General features: G+C 68.8%; 15 protein-coding genes. 3 read left to right on the forward strand and 12 right to left on the reverse strand.

The features are described from left to right. The first annotated feature begins 6 nt into the window (after positions 1-6). Positions 7-300: a ubiquitin-like small modifier protein 1 gene (locus OS889_RS10490; protein WP_372389704.1), complete on the forward strand. Its 294-nt coding sequence runs from the start codon at positions 7-9 to the stop codon at positions 298-300. A gap of 16 nt (positions 301-316) precedes the next feature. Here the strand turns inward: OS889_RS10490 and OS889_RS10495 are convergent, their stop codons facing one another. The 4 genes from OS889_RS10495 to OS889_RS10510 are packed head-to-tail and all read right to left on the reverse strand — an operon-like array spanning position 317 to position 8,019. Beyond that, entirely contained in the window at positions 317-2,329 is a 2,013-nt protein-coding gene (locus OS889_RS10495; protein WP_372389706.1) for a SpoVR family protein, read from the reverse strand. After that, a complete protein-coding gene (locus OS889_RS10500) occupies positions 2,326-3,672 on the reverse strand; it encodes a YeaH/YhbH family protein (RefSeq protein WP_372389709.1) in 1,347 nt (448 codons plus the stop codon). Before OS889_RS10500 ends, OS889_RS10495 begins: the two co-directional genes overlap by 4 nt. After that, positions 3,663-5,948 carry a PrkA family serine protein kinase gene (locus OS889_RS10505; protein WP_372389711.1) on the reverse strand — a complete coding sequence of 762 codons (2,286 nt, stop codon included), beginning with the start codon at positions 5,946-5,948 and terminating at the stop codon, positions 3,663-3,665. The genes OS889_RS10500 and OS889_RS10505 overlap by 10 nt, the downstream gene beginning before the upstream one ends. Position 5,949: 1 nt before the next feature. After that, a complete protein-coding gene (locus OS889_RS10510) occupies positions 5,950-8,019 on the reverse strand; it encodes a PrkA family serine protein kinase (protein WP_372389714.1) in 2,070 nt (689 codons plus the stop codon). A 345-nt stretch (positions 8,020-8,364) separates the two neighbouring features. Between OS889_RS10510 and OS889_RS10515 the strand changes: the two genes are divergently transcribed. Next, the gene (locus OS889_RS10515; RefSeq protein ID WP_372389715.1) at positions 8,365-8,823 is read left to right on the forward strand and encodes a DUF5820 family protein; all 459 of its coding nucleotides are present in this window, start codon (positions 8,365-8,367) and stop codon (positions 8,821-8,823) included. Between the two features lie 16 nt (positions 8,824-8,839). On the opposite strand, the gene OS889_RS10520 is transcribed toward OS889_RS10515, so the two are convergent. The 3 genes from OS889_RS10520 to OS889_RS10530 form a co-directional block, all read right to left on the reverse strand. After that, entirely contained in the window at positions 8,840-10,420 is a 1,581-nt protein-coding gene (locus tag OS889_RS10520) for a glutamate-cysteine ligase family protein (protein ID WP_372389717.1), read from the reverse strand. A gap of 46 nt (positions 10,421-10,466) precedes the next feature. Next, a complete protein-coding gene (locus OS889_RS10525) occupies positions 10,467-11,552 on the reverse strand; it encodes a DUF7972 family membrane protein (RefSeq protein ID WP_372389719.1) in 1,086 nt (361 codons plus the stop codon). Positions 11,553-11,625: 73 nt separating this feature from the next. Continuing rightward, on the reverse strand, positions 11,626-12,465 hold the full coding sequence (locus OS889_RS10530) for a PspA/IM30 family protein (RefSeq protein WP_372389721.1): 840 nt from the start codon (positions 12,463-12,465) through the stop codon (positions 11,626-11,628). 54 nt (positions 12,466-12,519) lie between these two features. Between OS889_RS10530 and OS889_RS10535 the strand changes: the two genes are divergently transcribed. Next, complete coding sequence (locus tag OS889_RS10535) at positions 12,520-13,179, forward strand: alpha/beta hydrolase (protein ID WP_372389723.1); 660 nt, start codon at positions 12,520-12,522, stop codon at positions 13,177-13,179. A gap of 39 nt (positions 13,180-13,218) precedes the next feature. Here OS889_RS10535 and OS889_RS10540 read toward each other — a convergent pair whose 3' ends face one another. The 5 genes from OS889_RS10540 to OS889_RS10560 form a co-directional block, all read right to left on the reverse strand. Next, positions 13,219-13,644 (reverse strand): hypothetical protein, encoded by a 426-nt coding sequence (locus OS889_RS10540; RefSeq protein ID WP_372389724.1) that lies wholly within the window; start codon positions 13,642-13,644, stop codon positions 13,219-13,221. Between the two features lie 72 nt (positions 13,645-13,716). Then, the gene (locus tag OS889_RS10545) at positions 13,717-14,046 is read right to left on the reverse strand and encodes a transcription factor S (protein WP_372389725.1); all 330 of its coding nucleotides are present in this window, start codon (positions 14,044-14,046) and stop codon (positions 13,717-13,719) included. A 110-nt stretch (positions 14,047-14,156) separates the two neighbouring features. Continuing rightward, positions 14,157-14,741 carry a DUF8135 domain-containing protein gene (locus tag OS889_RS10550; RefSeq protein ID WP_372389726.1) on the reverse strand — a complete coding sequence of 195 codons (585 nt, stop codon included), beginning with the start codon at positions 14,739-14,741 and terminating at the stop codon, positions 14,157-14,159. Next, the gene (locus tag OS889_RS10555) at positions 14,738-15,652 is read right to left on the reverse strand and encodes a CopG family transcriptional regulator (RefSeq protein WP_372389727.1); all 915 of its coding nucleotides are present in this window, start codon (positions 15,650-15,652) and stop codon (positions 14,738-14,740) included. Before OS889_RS10555 ends, OS889_RS10550 begins: the two co-directional genes overlap by 4 nt. Before the next feature lie 242 nt (positions 15,653-15,894). After that, a complete protein-coding gene (locus OS889_RS10560; protein ID WP_372389729.1) occupies positions 15,895-17,262 on the reverse strand; it encodes a putative ATP-dependent zinc protease in 1,368 nt (455 codons plus the stop codon). Positions 17,263-17,294: the final 32 nt, after the last annotated feature.

Here is a 17,294-nt window from a genome sequence, read left to right on the forward strand (position 1 = left end):
GAGGGTATGGACACGGTCAACTGGCGGCTCTTCGCCGACCTCGCCGAGGTCGCCGGCGGGCGGGAACACACGGTCTCGATCGAGGCCGACGCCACGGTCGAGGACGCGCTCGCGGCCCTGCTCGACGGGAGAGACGACCTCCGGGAACGGATCTTCGACGGGGACGAGCTCACGGACGACGTGAATCTGATGCGGAACGGCTCGCCGACCTCCCTCTCGGAGGGCGTCGACGACGGCGACGAACTCGCGATGTTCCCGCCGGTGACGGGCGGGAGCGGAATCGGACGCGGCGACGCCTGAGGCGGCCGCGACGGGACTACGACAGCCACTCGTCGGGCTTGGTGTCGTAGTCGACGTCGGCGGCCTGGATCCGGCGCTCCAAGTCGGGATCGAGATCGAACTCCTCGAAGCTCTCGCCGTCGTAGCGGATCCGGAGCCCCACCTCGGTCGGCTCCGGCTCGCGGTTCCGACGGCGCGCGACCTCGACGTCGTGTTCGTCGTACTCCTTCCGGATCGTCATCAGGTGGACCGGCCGGCCCCACAGCTCGTGGACGCGTTCGAGGACGTCCTGGGCCTGGTCGAGGTCGAGCATCACGCCGTTGTAGCGGTGGCCCAAGAGGAGCTCGCCGCGGTTGCCGAAGTTGTCGTCGAAGACCGCGATCGTCGGCTTCCCGAAGTTGGTGAACTGCAAGAGGAGCTTCTTCTTCACGTCGTCGGGGTCGACAGAAGCCACCCGGAAGTCGCCGGTCGAGCGGGTGTACTCGTAGGTGAAGTAGTTGTTCGACTCGACGAACTCCGGCGAGAGGAACGCGTCGACGAACGTCACGTCGTTGTGGCTCTCGCGGACCTCCCGCATCCGATCCCAGCCGGCCGTCCGGTCGACGTCTGCGATCGCGGCCTCGACGGTGTCGTACTTCTCGTCGTCGAACATATAGCGGGAGAGCTGTTCGAGCTTCTCCCGGCGAATCCGGCGGAGGAATCCGCGGTACTGCGGCTTCACGAGCGAGAAGTGACGCTCCGCGAGCCCCTCGTAGGTGAGCACCTTCCAGGGGTATCGGTCGACGTCGACCGCCTCGGGGTCCGACAGCGCCCGATCGAGCGTCTCCCAGTCGACGCGGGGGTCGCCCTCGGGGAGCGCCGCGAGATCTGAGAGCGTCTCAGAGCTGACCCCGTCGATCGCCGGGTGGGGCTCCAGGCGGTCTTGGACCTCGTCGAAGTCGACGACGTCGTGGAAGTTCCGCCAGGTGATCCCCTCGACGCGGAGGAGCTTGTCGGCGACTTCGCGCCTGTTTTCGGCGTTCTCGACGTACTCCCACAGCTCCTTGCCGAGCTTGTAGGGGTTCAGCCCCGGCGAGCCGAGCACCCTCGATTGGTGGTCCGCGTAGGTGAGGAACTCGTCCCTGCCGGCGAAGCGCTCTTCACCCATCATCAGCGACTCCCAGTAGGCGGCCCAGCCCTCGTTCATCGTCTTCGTCATCTTCTGGGGGGCGAAGTAGTACGCCTCCCGGCGGAGCAGATCCAGGATGTCCTTCTGCCAGGACTCCATCTCGACGGCCTCCTTGCTTTCGGGGTCGTAGACCGTCCCGTGCTCGCGGAGGAACCCGAGCACGTCCGTCCGCGGGTGGTCGAGGTCGGCGGCGGCCGCCTCCGCAGCGGCGAGTTCGTCGAGCCACTCGTCGTCGAAGACCGCGCCCTGGACCGTCTCGGAGAGGTCCATCTCGTCGAGTCGCTCCCGGAGGTCCTCCGGTTCGGTGGGCTCGCCGTCGCGGTCGGCGTCGATCGGGTGGTGCTGGTCGATCGTGTCCTCCAGGCAGGTGACGGCGTCGACGAAGCGCTCGACGGCCTCCTGGTCGATGTCGGGGTCGTCGACGTAGCGCTGGATCGTCTCGGCGTGGCGCTCCAGCATCGCGGCGGCGTCGAGGTCGCCGTCGCCCGAAAAGCGGGAGAACCACTCGTTGTTGCGGAAGAAGTCCGCGTGCGCCTCGACGTGGGTGATGACCGCCTTCTGGTCCGCGAGGGAATTCGACTCCTGGAGGAAGGCGTGGCTCGGATCGTCGTTGTTGACGATCTCGAAGGCCTTGCCCATCCCGAACTGGTCCTGCTTCCGCTGGCGGTCGTAGGTCATCCCCCAGCGCCAGTGCGGATAGCGGGTCTGGAAGCCGCCGTAGGCGATCAGTTGGTTCATCTCGTCGTGGTCGACGATCCAGTAGTTCACCGGGTAGGGGTCGAGTCCGAGCTTGCGGGCGAGGTTCGCGGCCTCCTCGACCGGCTCCTCCAGTCTGTCGGCCTCCTCGCGGGCGACGCGTCTGAATCGGTCTGGTCTGCTCATTCGTTGCCTCCGTCGGATCCTGATTCGGTCGACAGCACCTCGTAGATCGCGTCGGTGACGTCCTCGGCGGCGCCGACGCGGGCGACGACCACGCCGTCACCGTCGCCGAACGCGCTCTCGACCTCCTCTGCGTGGGTCGCGTTGATCGCGGTCCCGCCGGGCTGGGTCTCCACGTAGGCGTGGAGGTTCGCCGGGATGTCCCGCATCAGCGGGATCACCTTCTCGGTCGTGTCGTTCGAGGAGTTCTCGGAGTCGCCGGCGGCGAAGACGTAGCGGTTCCACTCCGCCCAGGGGTACTCCTCCTCTAAGATCTCCTTCGCGAGCTCGTAGGCGCTGGAGATCCGGGTGCCGCCGCCCGAGCGGATGCCGAAGAACTCCTCGCGGTCGACCTCCCAGGCGTCGGCGTCGTGGGCGATGTAGACGAACTCCGCGTTGTCGTACTTGCCCTGGAGGTACCAGTCCAGCGGCGTGAACGTCCGCTCGACGAGCTCGCGCTTGGTCTCCCGCATCGATCCCGAGACGTCGCGGATGTTGACGACGACGACGTTCTTCTGCTTCTTCTCCTCGATCTCGGGGTGACGGTAGCGCTCGTCGTCGCGGCGGAAGGGCACCTCCTTGAGGCCCTTCCGACGGATGCGCTGGACGGCCGTCGTCCGCTCGACCTCTTCGGTCATCTGCGCGAAGGAGTCCCAGCGGCCCCGTTCCTCACCGGGGATCGCGTCCCACTCGGACTCGATCCACGCCAGCGAGACGAGGATGTTCTCACCGCGACACCACTCGTAGACGGACTCGGGCGTCGCGCCCGCGACGCGCATCGCCTCGCGGACGAACTCCTCGTCGAAGTCGGTCGCGAGCTTGCGCTTGAGGCCCTGTTTGAACAGGCGCTCGAAGTCGAGCGTGCTGTTCGGCCCGGTGCGCGTGACGTCGGTGAAGTCGCCTTCGACCTCCTCGATCACCTCCTTGCCCTTGGGTTCGAGGTCCAGGCCGAGCTCCTCGTCGAGCTCCTCGGCGAACTCCTCGGGGTCCATCTCGTAGTGGCCGTGCTCGCCGCCCTCCTCGCCCGGCTCGCCGTCTTCGTCCCCGTCTCCGTCGCCGTCGCCGGGCTGGGCCTCCGGCTGGCCCACGGGCTGGCCGACGTCCGGGGTGTCCCCTTGGCCCTGGCCGACGCCACCCTTGTCGAGGCGGTCGTACTCGAACTCCGGTAGATCGACGACCTTGATCGGGATCTCGATCGTGTCCGACTCCGAGCCGCTGAGGTCGCCGTAGCGGATGAACGACTCCAGGTCCTCGCGGCGCTCCTCGCCGATCTCCTTGAACCGTTCGAGGTCCTCTCTCAGTCCCATCGGTGGCGCACCTCCCGGAGGACCGCCCGGCTCGTCAGTTCGGCGGAGGCCTCGGTGTAGCCCCGGGTCGTCAGCTCCGCGATGGTCTGGTCCTTCAGCCGCTCGGTTTCGGTCCCCTCCGGCGGGTCGTCCCACTGGGCGGGGTCGAAGTCCTCGTAGAGCCGCCTGACGTCGCTCCAGTCGTAGGTGTCGAGCACAGAGCGGATCACCGGGATCTCCGAGAGCTCGACGTCGTCGACGGTGAAGCCCTCGTCGCGGTTCTCCCAGGCGTAGCGGTTCAGGGCGGTGATGATCTTCTCCCTGCGGAACTCCGCCACCGCGTCGGTCGGGCGGTTCCCGAGGTAGTCCTCGTCGGCGAAGCGGCCCAGCTGTTCGGTCTCGAAGAGTTTCATCAGGAGCGGGTCGGGGTCGACGGGGCCGCGTTCGGTCTCGACCTGCTCGTCGCCGGCCCACGCGTAGACGTGTTCGACGTACTCCGCGACCGTCTCGCGATCGACGGAGCGCTCTGCGAGCAGCGCCGAGAGGACGTCCGCTTCCTGGCGGTCGAGGATGTACTCCTTGGCCTGGGTGACGCGACCCTCGTACTCGGCGCGCTCCGAGCGGGAGAAGACCGGCGCGTCCTGGAGTGCGTCGGCCATCGCGTCCAGGACGTCCTCGGGGAGGAGCACGCGTTCGACGTCGAGGTCGGCGTGGCGCCGTCCGGTGTCCTCGTGGAGCAGGTCGGCGACGACGTCGCGGGTGAACGTGACGGGGATGCCGTGGACGCCGTCGTCGCCGTCGAAGTCGAACTCCTCGACGGAGGTCCGGGTGTCGCCGTCCTGGACGTAGCCGAAGTCGAAGAGCAGCGCCTTGTCGACCAGCTCGTAGCCCGACGGCACGTCGTCGGTGTCGAGCCGCGTGAGGACGCTGTACATCGCCGCGGCCTCGACGGCGTGGGGCGCGAGCTCGCGCTCGTTCACTGATCCGGGGCCGCTCCGCACCTCGACCGAAAGCGGCGCGCGGATCCGCTCGCGGAGGTCGGCCTCGTCGGCGACGGTCCACACCGAGGTCTCGTCCGTGAGCTCGCGGCGGATCAGCTCCGCTTCGAGCGAGACGTTGGTGAGGTACCGGAACTCGTGTTTGTCGAGCCGACGCTTGAGCGCCTTCAGCGGATCTCGGCCGTTCCGGTCGGCGTACTTGTCGAGCTCGGCGTCGAGGTCCGGGTTCGAGATGATGAGCAGTTGGGTGTCGACGTCCATCCCGATGCCCTTGTCGAGCTTGACGTGGCCCTCGTCGGGGACGTTCAGCAGTTTCTGGAGCAGGTCCGCGTGCTGGGCGGCGTCCTCGACGATCGTGAGCAGGCCGTTGCCCTGCGAGAGCACGCCGTCGTAGCTGAACGCCTGGGGGTTCTTCCGACCCCTGGAGTCGAGTTCGCGGAGCATCCCCGGCATCCACGAGCCGACGAGGCGCTCCTTCGGCGTGCCGTCGTCCTCGGAGTGGAGGACGCCGATGCCGCGGCCGACGTCGACGACGTAGTTCTTCACCCGGAGGTGGGTCGGGTCCGTGACCGCCGAGAACAGCTCGCGGGTCCCCTCCCGGCGGTACCGCTCTTCGAGGTGGTCGTAGGCCTCCCGGGAGAAGGGATCGAGGTCGTTCCCGACCGCGATCGGTACGTGGTCGCCGGACTCGCGGTTCAGCGCCTCCAGCAGATCGGCGCGGACGTCGTCGGGGAACACGGAGAGGGGATGGGCCTGGACGGGGCTCTCGTACCAGTCCTCCTCGCGGTCGGGGTCAGCCTCCCCGCCGTAGGAGAGCCCGCGGGTGTCGCGGCCGGCGGCGATGTTCCACTCGACGGTGTAGCGCCGGCCCGAATCGGTCCGCGAGTACGCGCGCAGGCCGTTGATGAGACAGCGCTTCAGTTCGGACTTGCCCGTGGCCGTCGGCCCGTCGAACCAGAGGATCTTCTCGGATTTGCCCCGCTCGGCGGCGATCGTCCGCAGGTCGTCGACGAAGCGGTTGAGGACCTCGGTGTTGCCCAACACGGCGTGTTCGCCGTCGTTCGCGGGGTCGTCGAAGAAGCGGTAGCGCTCGCGGATCTCGCCCTCTTCGAGCACCTCGCGGGTCCCCATCGACTCGATCGCATCGAGCAGGTACTTCGAGGCGTGGGCGGCGATCGAGGGGCGCTCGAAGGCGGCCTCGACGTACTCTGCGAGGCTCATCGGCTCCTCGTAGGTGCCGCGGAGGTGCTCGTCGGCGCGTTCGACGTAGTCCCGCGCGGCGTTCGTGTGTGCCGTCATCTTAGCCCTCTAGCTCGCTCTTTGCCACCTCCGCGCCGGCGAACTCGAGCACCTCGCGTGCGCCCTCCGAGGAGTACCCCTGCTCGATCAGCGCGTCGATCCACGCGCTCCGCTCGTCGTCGTCGAGTTCGTTGGCGCTGACAAGCGCGGAGAAGTTGATGTTGTGCTTCTTGTCCTCCCAGAGCTTTCGTTCGAGGGCGCGGCGCAGGCGGTCGTTGTCCTGCGGATCGAAGGAGGTGCCGTCGCGGGCGCGCCGGGAGACCCAGTTCGAGACCTCCTGGCGGAAGTCGTCCTTCCGGTCCTCGGGGATGTCGAGCTTCTCCTCGACGGACCGGAGGAACGTCTCGTCGGGGTCCTGTTCGCGCCCGGTGAGTTCGTCCTCGACGGTGTCGTCGTCGATGTAGGCCATCACGTGGTCCATGTACTTCTCGCCCTGGCGGCGGATCTCGTCGATGTCGTAGGCCAGCGCGTGGCGGACGTCCTCGATGGCGCGCTCTTTGTACTCCTCGCGGACGAGTTCGAGGTAGCGGTAGTACCGATCGAGGTTCTCCTCGGGGATCGAGCCGTGGTTCTCGAGGTTGGCCTCGAAGTGCGAGAAGACCGTGAGCGGCGAGAGGTACGAGCGCCCGCGGTGGGTCGAGTCCATAATCGCCTCGGCGATCTCGTCGCCGATGAAGCGCGCGGAGACGCCGTCCATCCCCTCGGCGATGTCGGCCTTCTCCTCGCCGGCCTCCCGGAGCTTCCGGACGTCGACGTCGTCGCCGTCGTCGATCTCTCCGTTATACGCCTTCGCCTTCTGGACGAGCGAGACGTTCTCGTCGGGTTCGGTGATCCGCGTGAGGACGCCGAACAGCCCCGCCATCTCCAGGGCGTGGGGCTCGATGTGCATATCCGGCACGTCGGCGTTACGGAGCATCTTCCGGTAGATCTCGGCCTCCTCGTCGTACTCTAATACGTAGGGGAAGTCGATGCGCTTCGTCCGGTCGTTGAACGCCTCCATCTTCTCGTCGCCCTTCTTCTCCCTGTACTCGGGCATGTTCGTCCGCCCGACGATCACCTGGTCGATGTCGATCCGGGGGTTGTTCTTCGGCTTGATCGTCTGCTCCTGGGAGGCGTGCAGGAAGTCGTAGAGGAACTCCCGCTGGAGCTTCAACAGTTCCTCGCCGGAGAACAGTCCCCGATTCGCGTTGCAGAACGCGCCGGAGTAGTCGAAGGCGCGGGGGTCGGACTCGCCGTAGACCGCGAGCTTCGAGTAGTTGACGTCGCCGGTGAGTTCGGTCTCGTCCTGATTCTTCTTGTCCTTCGGCTCGAAGGTCTCGACGCACTGGCGCTTGTTCTCGCTGGCGAGGAGCCGGACGATCTCGACGTGGTTCTCCAGGACGGTCTGGAGGTCGTCGTCGTAGCGCGCCAGGAGCTTGTCGAGGTAGAACTCGGAGGCGGGATCGAGCGTCTGGTCGTTCCGGATGGTGTAGGGCGCCTCCAGCCGCTCGTTCAGTCGGTCGATCACCTCGTCGCGCTGCTCCTGGGGGAGGAGCACGAGCGGGTCCTGATTCATCGGCGAGGTCACGACGTCGTCCTCGGGGTCCTGATCGCGGATGACCTCACAGAGGTCGGTCCAGCGGAAGGTGTACATCCGGCCCGCGTCGGTCGTGGTGTAGTCCTCGAAGTAGCGCCGGACCATCCAGTCGAAGTGGGACTTCCCGGAGCCGACCGGGCCCAAGAGGAGCTTGATCCGCTTTTCCGGGCCGAGTCCGCGGGCGCCGGACTTCACCTTGTTCACGAACTCGTGGATCGACTCGTGGACCTCGCGGCCGTAGAAGGTGTTCTCGCCGTCGTGGAGCGGGTCCTCGGCGGCCATTCGGTACTCCACGACGCCGGCGTCCTCGTCGTAGTCGGTGCCGTAGTGGTCGAACATATCCGCCACGCGCTGGTGGGCGTTGCGGGCGATTCGCGGGTCCTCGTACACCGCATCAAGGTACCACTCGAACGACTTCGCTTCGCGGAGGTCCGAGGGAACCGAGTCCTTGTACTGCCGACTGAGTGATTCGAGGGTTTCTCTGTCACCGTTCATTGTTTCTCCGTCTCGGGGAGCGACGTCGGGACCGGTCCTCGGGAGGCCGGCCCCGCGCGAACGATGACGCGTTCGCGGCACCACCGGGACGTAGCTCCCGTTGGTCACGCAGGCGGCGAGACGGCGCGAGGCAGCGGCGACGAGACGGCGACAGGGCGACAGAACGTCGGTATTCGGCGCGTGATGCGTGTGCGGGCAGTCGCTCGATCCGATCGACCGAGACTGAGAGTGTGTGAGGGATACGCACACATAAGCCTTCCTTCGGTTTCGCGGTTTATGCCCGCGCGGTCACCGAATCAGTCCGAACGCGACGATATTTGTAGGCTCGCACAGAAACGTCCTCGTATGGACGACCCTCCCGAGGAGGCAGGGCCGGAAGGCGAGGCCGCGGCCGACGCGGACGCGTCCCCGCCCGCCGAACCGCCCGACGGCTGGACGCTCTGGAACGACGAACCCCGCGGGCGGCGGATCCTCGTGTTCCGCCCCGACGTGTTCAACGAGCGCGAGGGCCTCCCCGCGGCGTGTCTGCCCACCATCCTGATCTCGAACCGCTCGCGCGCCCCGCGTCCGGGCGCCTCGCGGGTCCGGACCGCGACCTGGCACGTCGTGCTCACCCTAGAGCCCGAGGTCGAAGCCGTCGCGGAGTCCTACGACAGCCGGGCGGCGGCCATCGAGGGGGCTCACGATCTCGCGCGCCGCTTCGCCGCGGGCGCGGTCGACTACCGGGAGGCGTACCAGATCCCGCGGGAGGAGTACTTCGAGCGTCTCGACGCGGTCATCGACGGCGACGGGGACGAGCCGTAATCGCTCCTGTCTCCGTCTACCACTCCGCGAACGGCACGCCGCCGGCCGCGTGATCGACGTAGGCCGACTGCATCACCCTGATCGCCTCCGGGAGGTCGGCCCCGTCGGTCCGAGCCTCCCGGACCCGCGCGCGCTTCCACGCGCTCGGGCTCGTGTAGGTCGCCTCGCGGCGCGCCTCGATCGGCGACAGCGCCCACTCGATCGCCTCGGCGCCGACCCCGAGGTCGTCGAGGCCGCGCCGCGCCAGCGAGAACAGTTCGTCGTAGATCCGCGGCGTCGCCGTCGTCGCCTCGCCGTCGCGGTCCACCCAGCGGAGGTCCGCGTCGGGACCGTCTTCGACGGCCGCGTAGAACGACGTGCGGGCGTCCTCCCACGACAGCGACGCGAGCGGGTGGTCCGTCACGTCGACGCCGCGGAGGACGCCGGCGACGAGCGCCTGGAGCCCGACGGTGTCGCGGAGCGTCGGCTGAGTCGGCAGCGGGCGGTACTCGATCCTGACGGAGGTCCGAGTCCCGTCGGGGTCGACCTCGCCGTCTGGCCCGCGGGGGAGGTCCCCGCCAAAGACCGGGCGGACCCACCGCCAGTACGTGCCGCGCTTGGCGCTGAAGGCGGGGTACGGGTCGGCATCGGCATCGGCCTCGGCGTCGGCGCCCGCGTCCTCCGCGTCGCCGCCGGTTCCGACCGCCCGCATCGCATCCGGCGCGGCGACGAGCGTCGGGTCCGTCGCGATCCGGTCGATCAGCTCCCCGATCGTCTCGACGTCCCGCGGGACGCGGCACTTTTCGGCGCCGTCGTCGACGGACCGCTCGAAGATCGGGATCCGGAGTTCGTGGGGCGTCCGGTCGACGACGTCGGGGTCGGCGCCGAGGTCGCCCTCGTAGCAGTCCGCCGGCAGGAACGGGGAGTTCGCAGACAGCGAGAGCAGCGGCCCCATCGTCCGCGTGGCGACGTTGAGGTACTCCGGCACGTCGTCGGGATCGGGGATCTGGAGGTGCGGCTGCATCGACGTCGCGAGCGACTCGACGAGCATCGAGGTCGCCTCCTCGAGCCCGGGCAGCCCGAGTTCGATCGTCCCGTCGTTGGCCTCGCGGATGGCCTGATCGAGCGCGACGTACCGGGGGACGGGCCGCATGTTCGACGCCCGGAAGACGCCGTCATCCTCCTCGCCCGCGTCGAGGTACTCGCGCGTGCCGACCGCGGGGCCGACGGTCCACATCGCATCGAGGACGAAGTCGCGGCCGTCGCCTTCGAGCGCCGTCCGCACGTCGCGGAGCGTGGTCCGGAGCTCGTCGAACTGCCGCCGGAAGCCGGCGTCCGAGACGACGTCCGGGGCCGTGTGGAGCTCGGCGTTGTGGAGGCCGAGCTCCCGGCTGCAGCCGTCGATGTCGAAGACGTGCTCGGGCGCCGGCGCCAGCGCGCCGTCGGCGTCGATCACGTACCCTTCGAGTTCGAGCCCGACCGCGAACGTCGCGGTGTCGTAGCTGCCGTCGCGGACGGCCGCCCGGAGCGATTCGGCCTCCGATTCGACCCGTGCTTCGAACGCCTCCCGCGTCTCGGGATCCAGGGCGTCGCGGACGGCGTCGGTCGTCTCGGTCATCAATCAGGTATCGATACCGACGGATAGTGAGGCTGTCGACTGCGGATCATTCCGCCTCCCGCTCGTCGGCGCCCGCTCTGTCCCGCGCGGTCGGGCTCTGTCCGCCCTGGCTCCCGCCCGTCGTCCGGAGGATGAACGGCCCGATCGAGAGGGTCCGCTTGGCGACGGTCCCGATCCGGAGCACGAACGACAGCAGGGCTGCGAAGGGGACGAGCGCGACCGCCGCGGCCGCGGCGACGACCCAGACGAAGTGCGTCACGCCGAGCGTCGAGCCCGCGAGCGAGTCGAGCGACGCGTGAAACAGGAGCATACTCGTGGCGACGACGAGCGCCGGAAGCGCGGTGTAGAGCATCGCCCGCGAGAGGTCGACGAGTTCCCACTGGAAGTAGAGCGTCTTGAAGTGCTCGCGCGCGGGGCCGAACAGCGTCAGCACCGACACGAGGTCGTCGAGCGCGTCGCTCGTGGCGCCGTCGTCGCCGACGCGCTCGTCGCGGAGGCGGCGCGCCTCCTGGACCTTCCAGGAGTAATTGAAATCCAGCGCCGAGGAGAGCACCGCGAACGTCCCGAACTGCCGGTTCGAGAGGTCGTCGCCGACGCGCGAGGCGTGCCGGCGGAGGTCCTCGGCGTAGTTCCGGACCTGCTCTGCGACGTCGTCGTCGAGGTCGGCGTCCGTCGCGGCGTCGCGGAGGCGTTCGGCGCGCGTCTCGACGGCGTCGACCAGCCGTCGGAGGAACGCCGACGGCGTCGCGGGCGCGACGTCGAGGCCCAGTTCGGACTCGACGTCGCGCCGGAACGACATCGCGCCCTCCATTCGGTCCCGCTGGTCGCCGAGCGTCCCGAGCTCCTGCGAGAGGACGAGCGAATTGATGGAGACGACGAGCGTGACGCCGGTGATCGTGGCGGTCACGAAGCCCTGAAACAGCGTCTCGATCGGATCGCCGGCGTCGCCGATCGGGGCCGGAGCGAGCACCGATGCGACGATCACGCCCGCGAAGAAGACTCCGACGGCGATGCCGGCGACGACCCATCGGTTCGCATCGAGCAGGATCCACAGCTTCGTGCGGCTCTCCTCGCCGCGCTGGCGCATCGTGTCGTCCGGTTCGCTCCCCGACGCCGACGAGTCCTCGACCATCGCTGTGGGGTTCGACGAGCGGACACAAAGAAGGCGGGGATGGGCGGTACGCGGCGCGCTCGCCGGCGCCGAGCTACTGCTCGTCGTCTTTCAGCTCTTCGAGTTCGGCCTCGACCTCGGCGTCGGAGACGTCCACGTCGACGTCGCTCTCGACGTCGTCGAGCTCCGCGTCGGCGTCCGCCTCGTCCCGGTCGCCGCTACCGCCGCTCTGGCTTTGGCCGTCGACTTCGGCCTTCAGCGTTTCGAGCTCGGCGTCGACCTCGGAGGCGGTCCGGCCGCTCTCCAGTTCCCGGTCGATGCTGTCCTTGTCCGAGAGCGCGTCGTCGAAGGCGCCGGTGTCGACGAGTTCGTCCATCGCCTCGGCGCGGGCCTCCATCTCGTCGGTCCGCTCCTCGGCGCGCTCGATGGCGCGAGAGACGTCCTCCATCTCGTCGCCGACGCCCGTCATCGCCTCCGAGACTCGGGAGGAGGCCTCGGCGGCCTCGTAACGGGCCTTCATCGTCTCCTTCTTCGTGCGGAACTCCTCGATGCGGTTCTGGAGTTCGTTCTTCTTCTCGACGAGGTTGTCCTGGGTGTTCTGGAGATCCGCGATCTGGGTCTCCAGCTCTTCGATCTGGGACATCTTCGCCTGCTTCTTTTCGAGCGCCTGGCGGGCGAGGTCGTCGCGGTCCTGGCGGACGGCCTCCCGCGCCTGGTCGTTGTGCTTTTCGACGTTCTCTTCGAGCCGCCGCTTCTGGATTTCGAGGCGCTTCTTCTGGGTCGTCAGGTCGGCGATGCCCTGCTTTACGTCCTGCAGTTCGTCGCGCATCTGCTCGTAGGAGTAATCGAGCGTCTCCGAGGGGTCCTCAGCGCGGTTGAGGAGGGCGTTCACTTTCGATCGGACGACGTAGGACGCGCGTGAGAGGATTCCCATATCCCCGCATTGGGCACGCCGGAGTTAAAACCTCACGTGCCGAACGCGCCGGGGATGAGCGAGACGGTCTTCCTGCCGGGCGGCCGCGACGCCCGCGGGACGCTCGACGTCGCGGCCGACGCCGCCGCCTCCGACGGTGCCCACCCCGCGCGCTGCGTGGTCGCCTGTCCGCCCCACCCGCAGCACGGCGGCACCCGGAGCGACGGGCGACTCACCGCGGTGAGCGACGAATTGAACGGAAGAGACGTCGACTGCCTCCGCTTCGACTACGGCCCCTGGGACGGCGGACGGGGCGAGCGGACGGACGCGACGAACGCCGTCGCGTGGGCCCGGGAGCGGTACGACCGGGTCTCTCTCTTCGGATTCAGTTTCGGTGCGGCGGTCGCGCTCTCGGCCGCGGCGCGTGGTGCGGACGTCGACGCCGTCGCCGCCTTGGCGCCGCCCGCACGACTGGGGTCGGCGCGGGCGGACGTCGAAACGGATCCCGGAATCGGCGGCGTCGACGTCGTCGCCGACCTCTCCGAGATCCCGGCGGAGGTCCGCGTCGGCGTCTTCTACGGCGCCCGCGACGACGTCGCCGCGGTCGGGCCGGTGGTCGAGCTCGCCCGCGAGCGCGGCTTCGACGTCACGGAGTTCGCGGCGGACCACTTCTTCGTCGGCCGGGAGCGAACAGTCGCGCGAGCGATCGCGGCGTTCCTGCTGGAGCGCGACTGAGCGACCTGTTCGCGCGGGGCGGGTGCGCGTCGCCTCCGCCTACGACGCCTCGCCGTAGCCCGCGGCGAACTGGACGGCGACGCCAACGAGGGCCGCGACGACGACGAAGGTCCAGAACGCGGCCCAGGCCGCCGCGCCGAGGCTCGTCGTCGCCGCGTAGGTGAGGACGGCCGCGGCCGCCCCGCTGCCGATGGTAGCGAGGAAGGGGAGGTCGCTCCACTGGCCGCCGGCGTTGGCGTACTCCGCGGCGTAGCCCCAGACGTTCCCGAGCGTGACGCGGAGCACGAACACCGCGAAGAGGCCCGAAACCGCCGCGACGGCGAGCGCGAACGGGTCGAGCGCGAGCAGATCGGCCGCCGAACTGGTCGAGCGGCGGAGCCAGGTCCCGACTCCGACGACGAACGCGGCGGCGTCGAGGAGGTACCACGGGCGGAACTCGTCGGGGAGGACTGATCGCGGGGACATACGTCCGCGTTCGGCGCGAGCATTCAAGAAATCACCGCGGGATCGCCGCCCTCGATCGGACTCCCGACGGGGTCAGTTGTACCCGCGCCAGCGGTGGCCGCACTCGGTACATTTGAAAAAGCGCGTCGGAGGCTCGTCGGCCGAGCCGGTCTGCTTGATCGTGTACCAGGCCTCGCCGTTGCCGCACTCGTCGCAGGTCACGTCGCTGGCGGTCGGCTTGCCCTCGAAGTTCGCGTCCTCGGTGGTCTCGATGACGTCGTCGTCGCTCTGTGCCTCGGTCGAGACGAACTGCTCGGCCAGTTCGGCGTCCTGTTCGGCGCGGGCGCCGCAGTCCTCGTTGGTGCAGACCATCTCGCCGCCCTCGGAGACCATCATCGTACCGCACTCGTCGCAGAACTGCATTTGGCCGGACTGAGACGCTGCGGACACAAGTGTCTCTCGGGAGCGTCCCCGAAACTCGGCTCGGCCCGTTCGCCCCTGACGAGCGGCGAGTGGTGGACCCCGAACCCCGACTACTCGTCGACCATCGGGCAGTTCCGGACCCGGAAGTGCTCTGCGTCCTCGACGGCGACGATGTCGGTCCCCTCGTGGGTACACGCCAGCTCCGGCGGGTCGTGGAGGTACGGGCACTTCTGGCAGTAGTCCCCCTTCGAGATGACGTGTTCGTTCGGCTCATCGGTCGCCTTTGCCCCCTCCGTGTCCTCCCCAGCGGCGTCACCGGACGTCAGCGATCCGACCGCGATCGACGGCTCCGACGCGTCCTCCAGCGAGGACCACAGCGACTCCTCGTCGATCTCGGCGACGGACATCTTCCGGAACGGCTCGTCCGGATCGACGTCGGCCTCCGGCTCTACTTCCGATTCCGGATCGGCATCGAGGGACGCCGTCGACGCCGCACCGGACTCGCGTTGGCGCCGCCGCTCCGAGACCTGACGGGCGAGGTCCGCGAGCGGTGCGTCGGTTCGGGTGTCGGTGTCGGCGTCAGTGTCCGCACCAGCACCAGCACCAGCACCGGAATCCGACCCCTCACCCGACTTCGAACCCCGGTCTTCCGATTCGATCTCCTCGCCGTCGCCGTCGTCGGGAGTCTCGCTCATCGACCCTCTCCTCCGTCCTGACTGGTACTCCCCTCGGAGCCGACGTCGGAACCGACGCCGACTCCGGAGTCCGACATCCGCCCGCCGAACTGGAATCCGCCGAGGGAGTCGTCTTCGGCGTCCGTGCCGGCCTCAAGCGCGGGACGCTGGCCGACCGTCAGGCGGTTCGATCCGAAGAAGCCGCGCTTCGGATCGATCTCCTCGAAGGTCGCCTCGCAGTGCGGGCAGTAGGGGGAATCGAGCAGGCCGAGGTGGACGGCCTCGCCGCAGGCGCCGCACTTGGCCGTGGTGACGCCGTGGCGGTTGGCCTCCCGGCGCAGCGACGCCGCGGCGTCGCGCTCGTTGGCCCGCCGTTCGAGATCGGTAACGCGCTCTCGGACGTCGGCGATCACGGACGCCAGCGTGTCGAGCTTCGCGTCGTGGTCGTCGCTGAGGTCGGTGAGGTACTGCAACACCTCCTCGTAGTTCTCGAAGCCGCCTTCGAGGCGGCGCTCCAGGTCGGGGTGGTCGTGATCCGCGGGCGCCTTCGCGTCGGTCTCGCGCTTGACCTGGATGACCCGCTCGCGGACGTCCGTGATCTTCTCGTCCAGTTCGGCCTCCAGTTCGGCGATTCTCGACACCAGGTCCTCGAGGGCGTTCGCCACCGTGTCGGCGTCCGAGTCCGCGAACGCCTCCGCGGCCGCGGCGCCGTCGGTCTCCGGGCCGATGGCGCCGTCGTTTAGCGCGTCTCTGACAGCCGCTGGATCCGGCGTCGTGCCGTCCTCGAACAGTTCCGGGTGCTCGTCGAGGAGGCGGTGGGCCGCGAGCAGCCGACGGACGATCTCCGGGCGGGACTCGCCCGTGGCGGCCGCTCGATCGGCCACCCACGCGTCGAGGTCCTCGGGCAGTCCGTCGGCCTGCTCGCTCGACATCTATCGGTCGTTGGGACTCGCTGACTTAAGTATGTGCGCCCGATCCGGGCGAGGTCTTATAAACGAACACGGGACCACCGCGACCGTGCGCTGACATCCGACCCGCGTCGCGCAGCGGTCGTGCGGCACGTCGACGCGGAAACCGAACCGGTGCCGCCTGTCCGCCACTCCCGTACTGGTGCGTCCGACCGGCCGTCCGTCTCCGCCCGCGTCGCCGCTTCGAGCGCGACGTCCCCGAGTCGCTACTCCAGGTACTCCTCTTCGCGGTCCGCGTCGTCCGGGCCGCCCTCGTCGGTCCGGCGGGTGACGTCGACCTGGTAGTGCTGGAGGATGTCCCGACCGAGGAGGAGGGGGTAGTCCATATGCGAGCGGTCCTCGACGCTCGCGGTGACGGTGTGTTGGGTGCCGCCGATCCCGATCACGAGATCGACCACGGGGCGCGCCTTCCCGGACTTCACCGACCCGGACTTCACGCGCGTCATACTCTTGATCGGTCCCGCACCGATCTCGGCCGCCAGCGACGTGTCGATGCTCGTCCGGGTCGCGCCGGTGTCCGACTTCGCGAACGCCTGCGTCGACCCGCTGGTCCCGGAGACGACGACCTCCTCGATGTAGCCGATCGTCGGGCGCTCGCCGGCCGGGCCGGTCTCGACCCGCGGCATCCCGTCGGGCCGTGAGTCGTCGAGCGTCGCCGACAGCTCTTCTACCCGACTGTCGTCGACCTCGCCGCCGACCTGCTCGATGGCGAGCTTGGCGATGTAGGGGGCGGGGCTGCGGCCCGTGGCGCGGTGGAGGCCGCGGAAGCCCGCGGTGGGGTTCATCTCCAGGACGAACCACCCGTCGTCGCCCTCGATGAGGTCGACGCCGACGTAGTCCAGTCCCATCACCTCGGCGGCGTACAGCGCCGTCTCGCGCGCCTCCTCGGGCATATCGTCCGTCGCGTCGAGGACGTCGCCGCCGAGCGCGACGTTCGTCCGCCACTCGCCCTCGGGCGCGTAGCGGTACATCGCGCCGATGACCTGGCCGTCGACGACGTACACGCGGAGGTCGCGGTGCTTGGCCTCGTCGCGCTCGATGAGGTCCTGGAGGAACGCCTGCCGGTTCCCGACCTTCGGGTTCACGGGGTCCGTGAGGTCGACCTTCCAGGTCCCGCCGCCGTGGGTCCCGATCGCGGACTTGTAGACGCCGACCTCGCCGAAGCGTTGCCGGCCCTGATTCAGCCGGTCGTTCGACAGCGCCAGCAGCGCGTCGGGGACCTTGATGTTCCAGTTCGCCAGCGTCGACGCCGTCGCGAACTTGTGGACCGCGGTGAGGACGGCCGCGGGCTCGTTCAGCATCGGCCGGATCCGCTCGAAGGTGGTCGCGAGCCCCAGCAGCTCGGCGGGCTCTTCGGTGTTCGAGAGCAGCAGGCGGTTGGCGACGATGTCGACCTCCGGCTCGATCGCGACGTCGCCGTCCTCGATCGAGACCGCGGTGTTCTCGCGGCGGAGCCAGATGCCCTCGTGGCCGAGGTCGTCGACGGCGTTGAGGATCGCCTTCGTCTCCTTGCTGTTGTGAAGCGAGAGGACGCCAACACGGACCTGCTCGTCGGAGTCGCGTGGATCGGTCATACCTATCGTACTCCTCCGGCGGATGAAATTAA

The sequence above is a fragment of the Halobellus sp. MBLA0158 genome, assembly GCF_041477585.1.
GTDB lineage: Archaea > Halobacteriota > Halobacteria > Halobacteriales > Haloferacaceae > Haloquadratum > Haloquadratum rubicundus.

Excerpts from the sequence above, each read along its gene's own strand:
- OS889_RS10520 (WP_372389717.1), bottom strand. The coding sequence starts at position 10,420 with ATGACCGAGACGACCGACGCCGTCCGCGACGCCCTGGATCCCGAGACG.
- OS889_RS10515 (WP_372389715.1), top strand. The coding sequence starts at position 8,365 with ATGGACGACCCTCCCGAGGAGGCAGGGCCGGAAGGCGAGGCCGCGGCC.
- OS889_RS10550 (WP_372389726.1), bottom strand. The coding sequence starts at position 14,741 with ATGAGCGAGACTCCCGACGACGGCGACGGCGAGGAGATCGAATCGGAA.
- OS889_RS10490 (WP_372389704.1), top strand. The coding sequence starts at position 7 with ATGGACACGGTCAACTGGCGGCTCTTCGCCGACCTCGCCGAGGTCGCC.
- OS889_RS10555 (WP_372389727.1), bottom strand. The coding sequence starts at position 15,652 with ATGTCGAGCGAGCAGGCCGACGGACTGCCCGAGGACCTCGACGCGTGG.
- OS889_RS10500 (WP_372389709.1), bottom strand. The coding sequence starts at position 3,672 with ATGGGACTGAGAGAGGACCTCGAACGGTTCAAGGAGATCGGCGAGGAG.
- OS889_RS10530 (WP_372389721.1), bottom strand. The coding sequence starts at position 12,465 with ATGGGAATCCTCTCACGCGCGTCCTACGTCGTCCGATCGAAAGTGAAC.
- OS889_RS10545 (WP_372389725.1), bottom strand. The coding sequence starts at position 14,046 with ATGCAGTTCTGCGACGAGTGCGGTACGATGATGGTCTCCGAGGGCGGC.
- OS889_RS10560 (WP_372389729.1), bottom strand. The coding sequence starts at position 17,262 with ATGACCGATCCACGCGACTCCGACGAGCAGGTCCGTGTTGGCGTCCTC.
- OS889_RS10510 (WP_372389714.1), bottom strand. The coding sequence starts at position 8,019 with ATGAACGGTGACAGAGAAACCCTCGAATCACTCAGTCGGCAGTACAAG.
- OS889_RS10505 (WP_372389711.1), bottom strand. The coding sequence starts at position 5,948 with ATGACGGCACACACGAACGCCGCGCGGGACTACGTCGAACGCGCCGAC.
- OS889_RS10525 (WP_372389719.1), bottom strand. The coding sequence starts at position 11,552 with ATGGTCGAGGACTCGTCGGCGTCGGGGAGCGAACCGGACGACACGATG.
- OS889_RS10495 (WP_372389706.1), bottom strand. The coding sequence starts at position 2,329 with ATGAGCAGACCAGACCGATTCAGACGCGTCGCCCGCGAGGAGGCCGAC.
- OS889_RS10535 (WP_372389723.1), top strand. The coding sequence starts at position 12,520 with ATGAGCGAGACGGTCTTCCTGCCGGGCGGCCGCGACGCCCGCGGGACG.
- OS889_RS10540 (WP_372389724.1), bottom strand. The coding sequence starts at position 13,644 with ATGTCCCCGCGATCAGTCCTCCCCGACGAGTTCCGCCCGTGGTACCTC.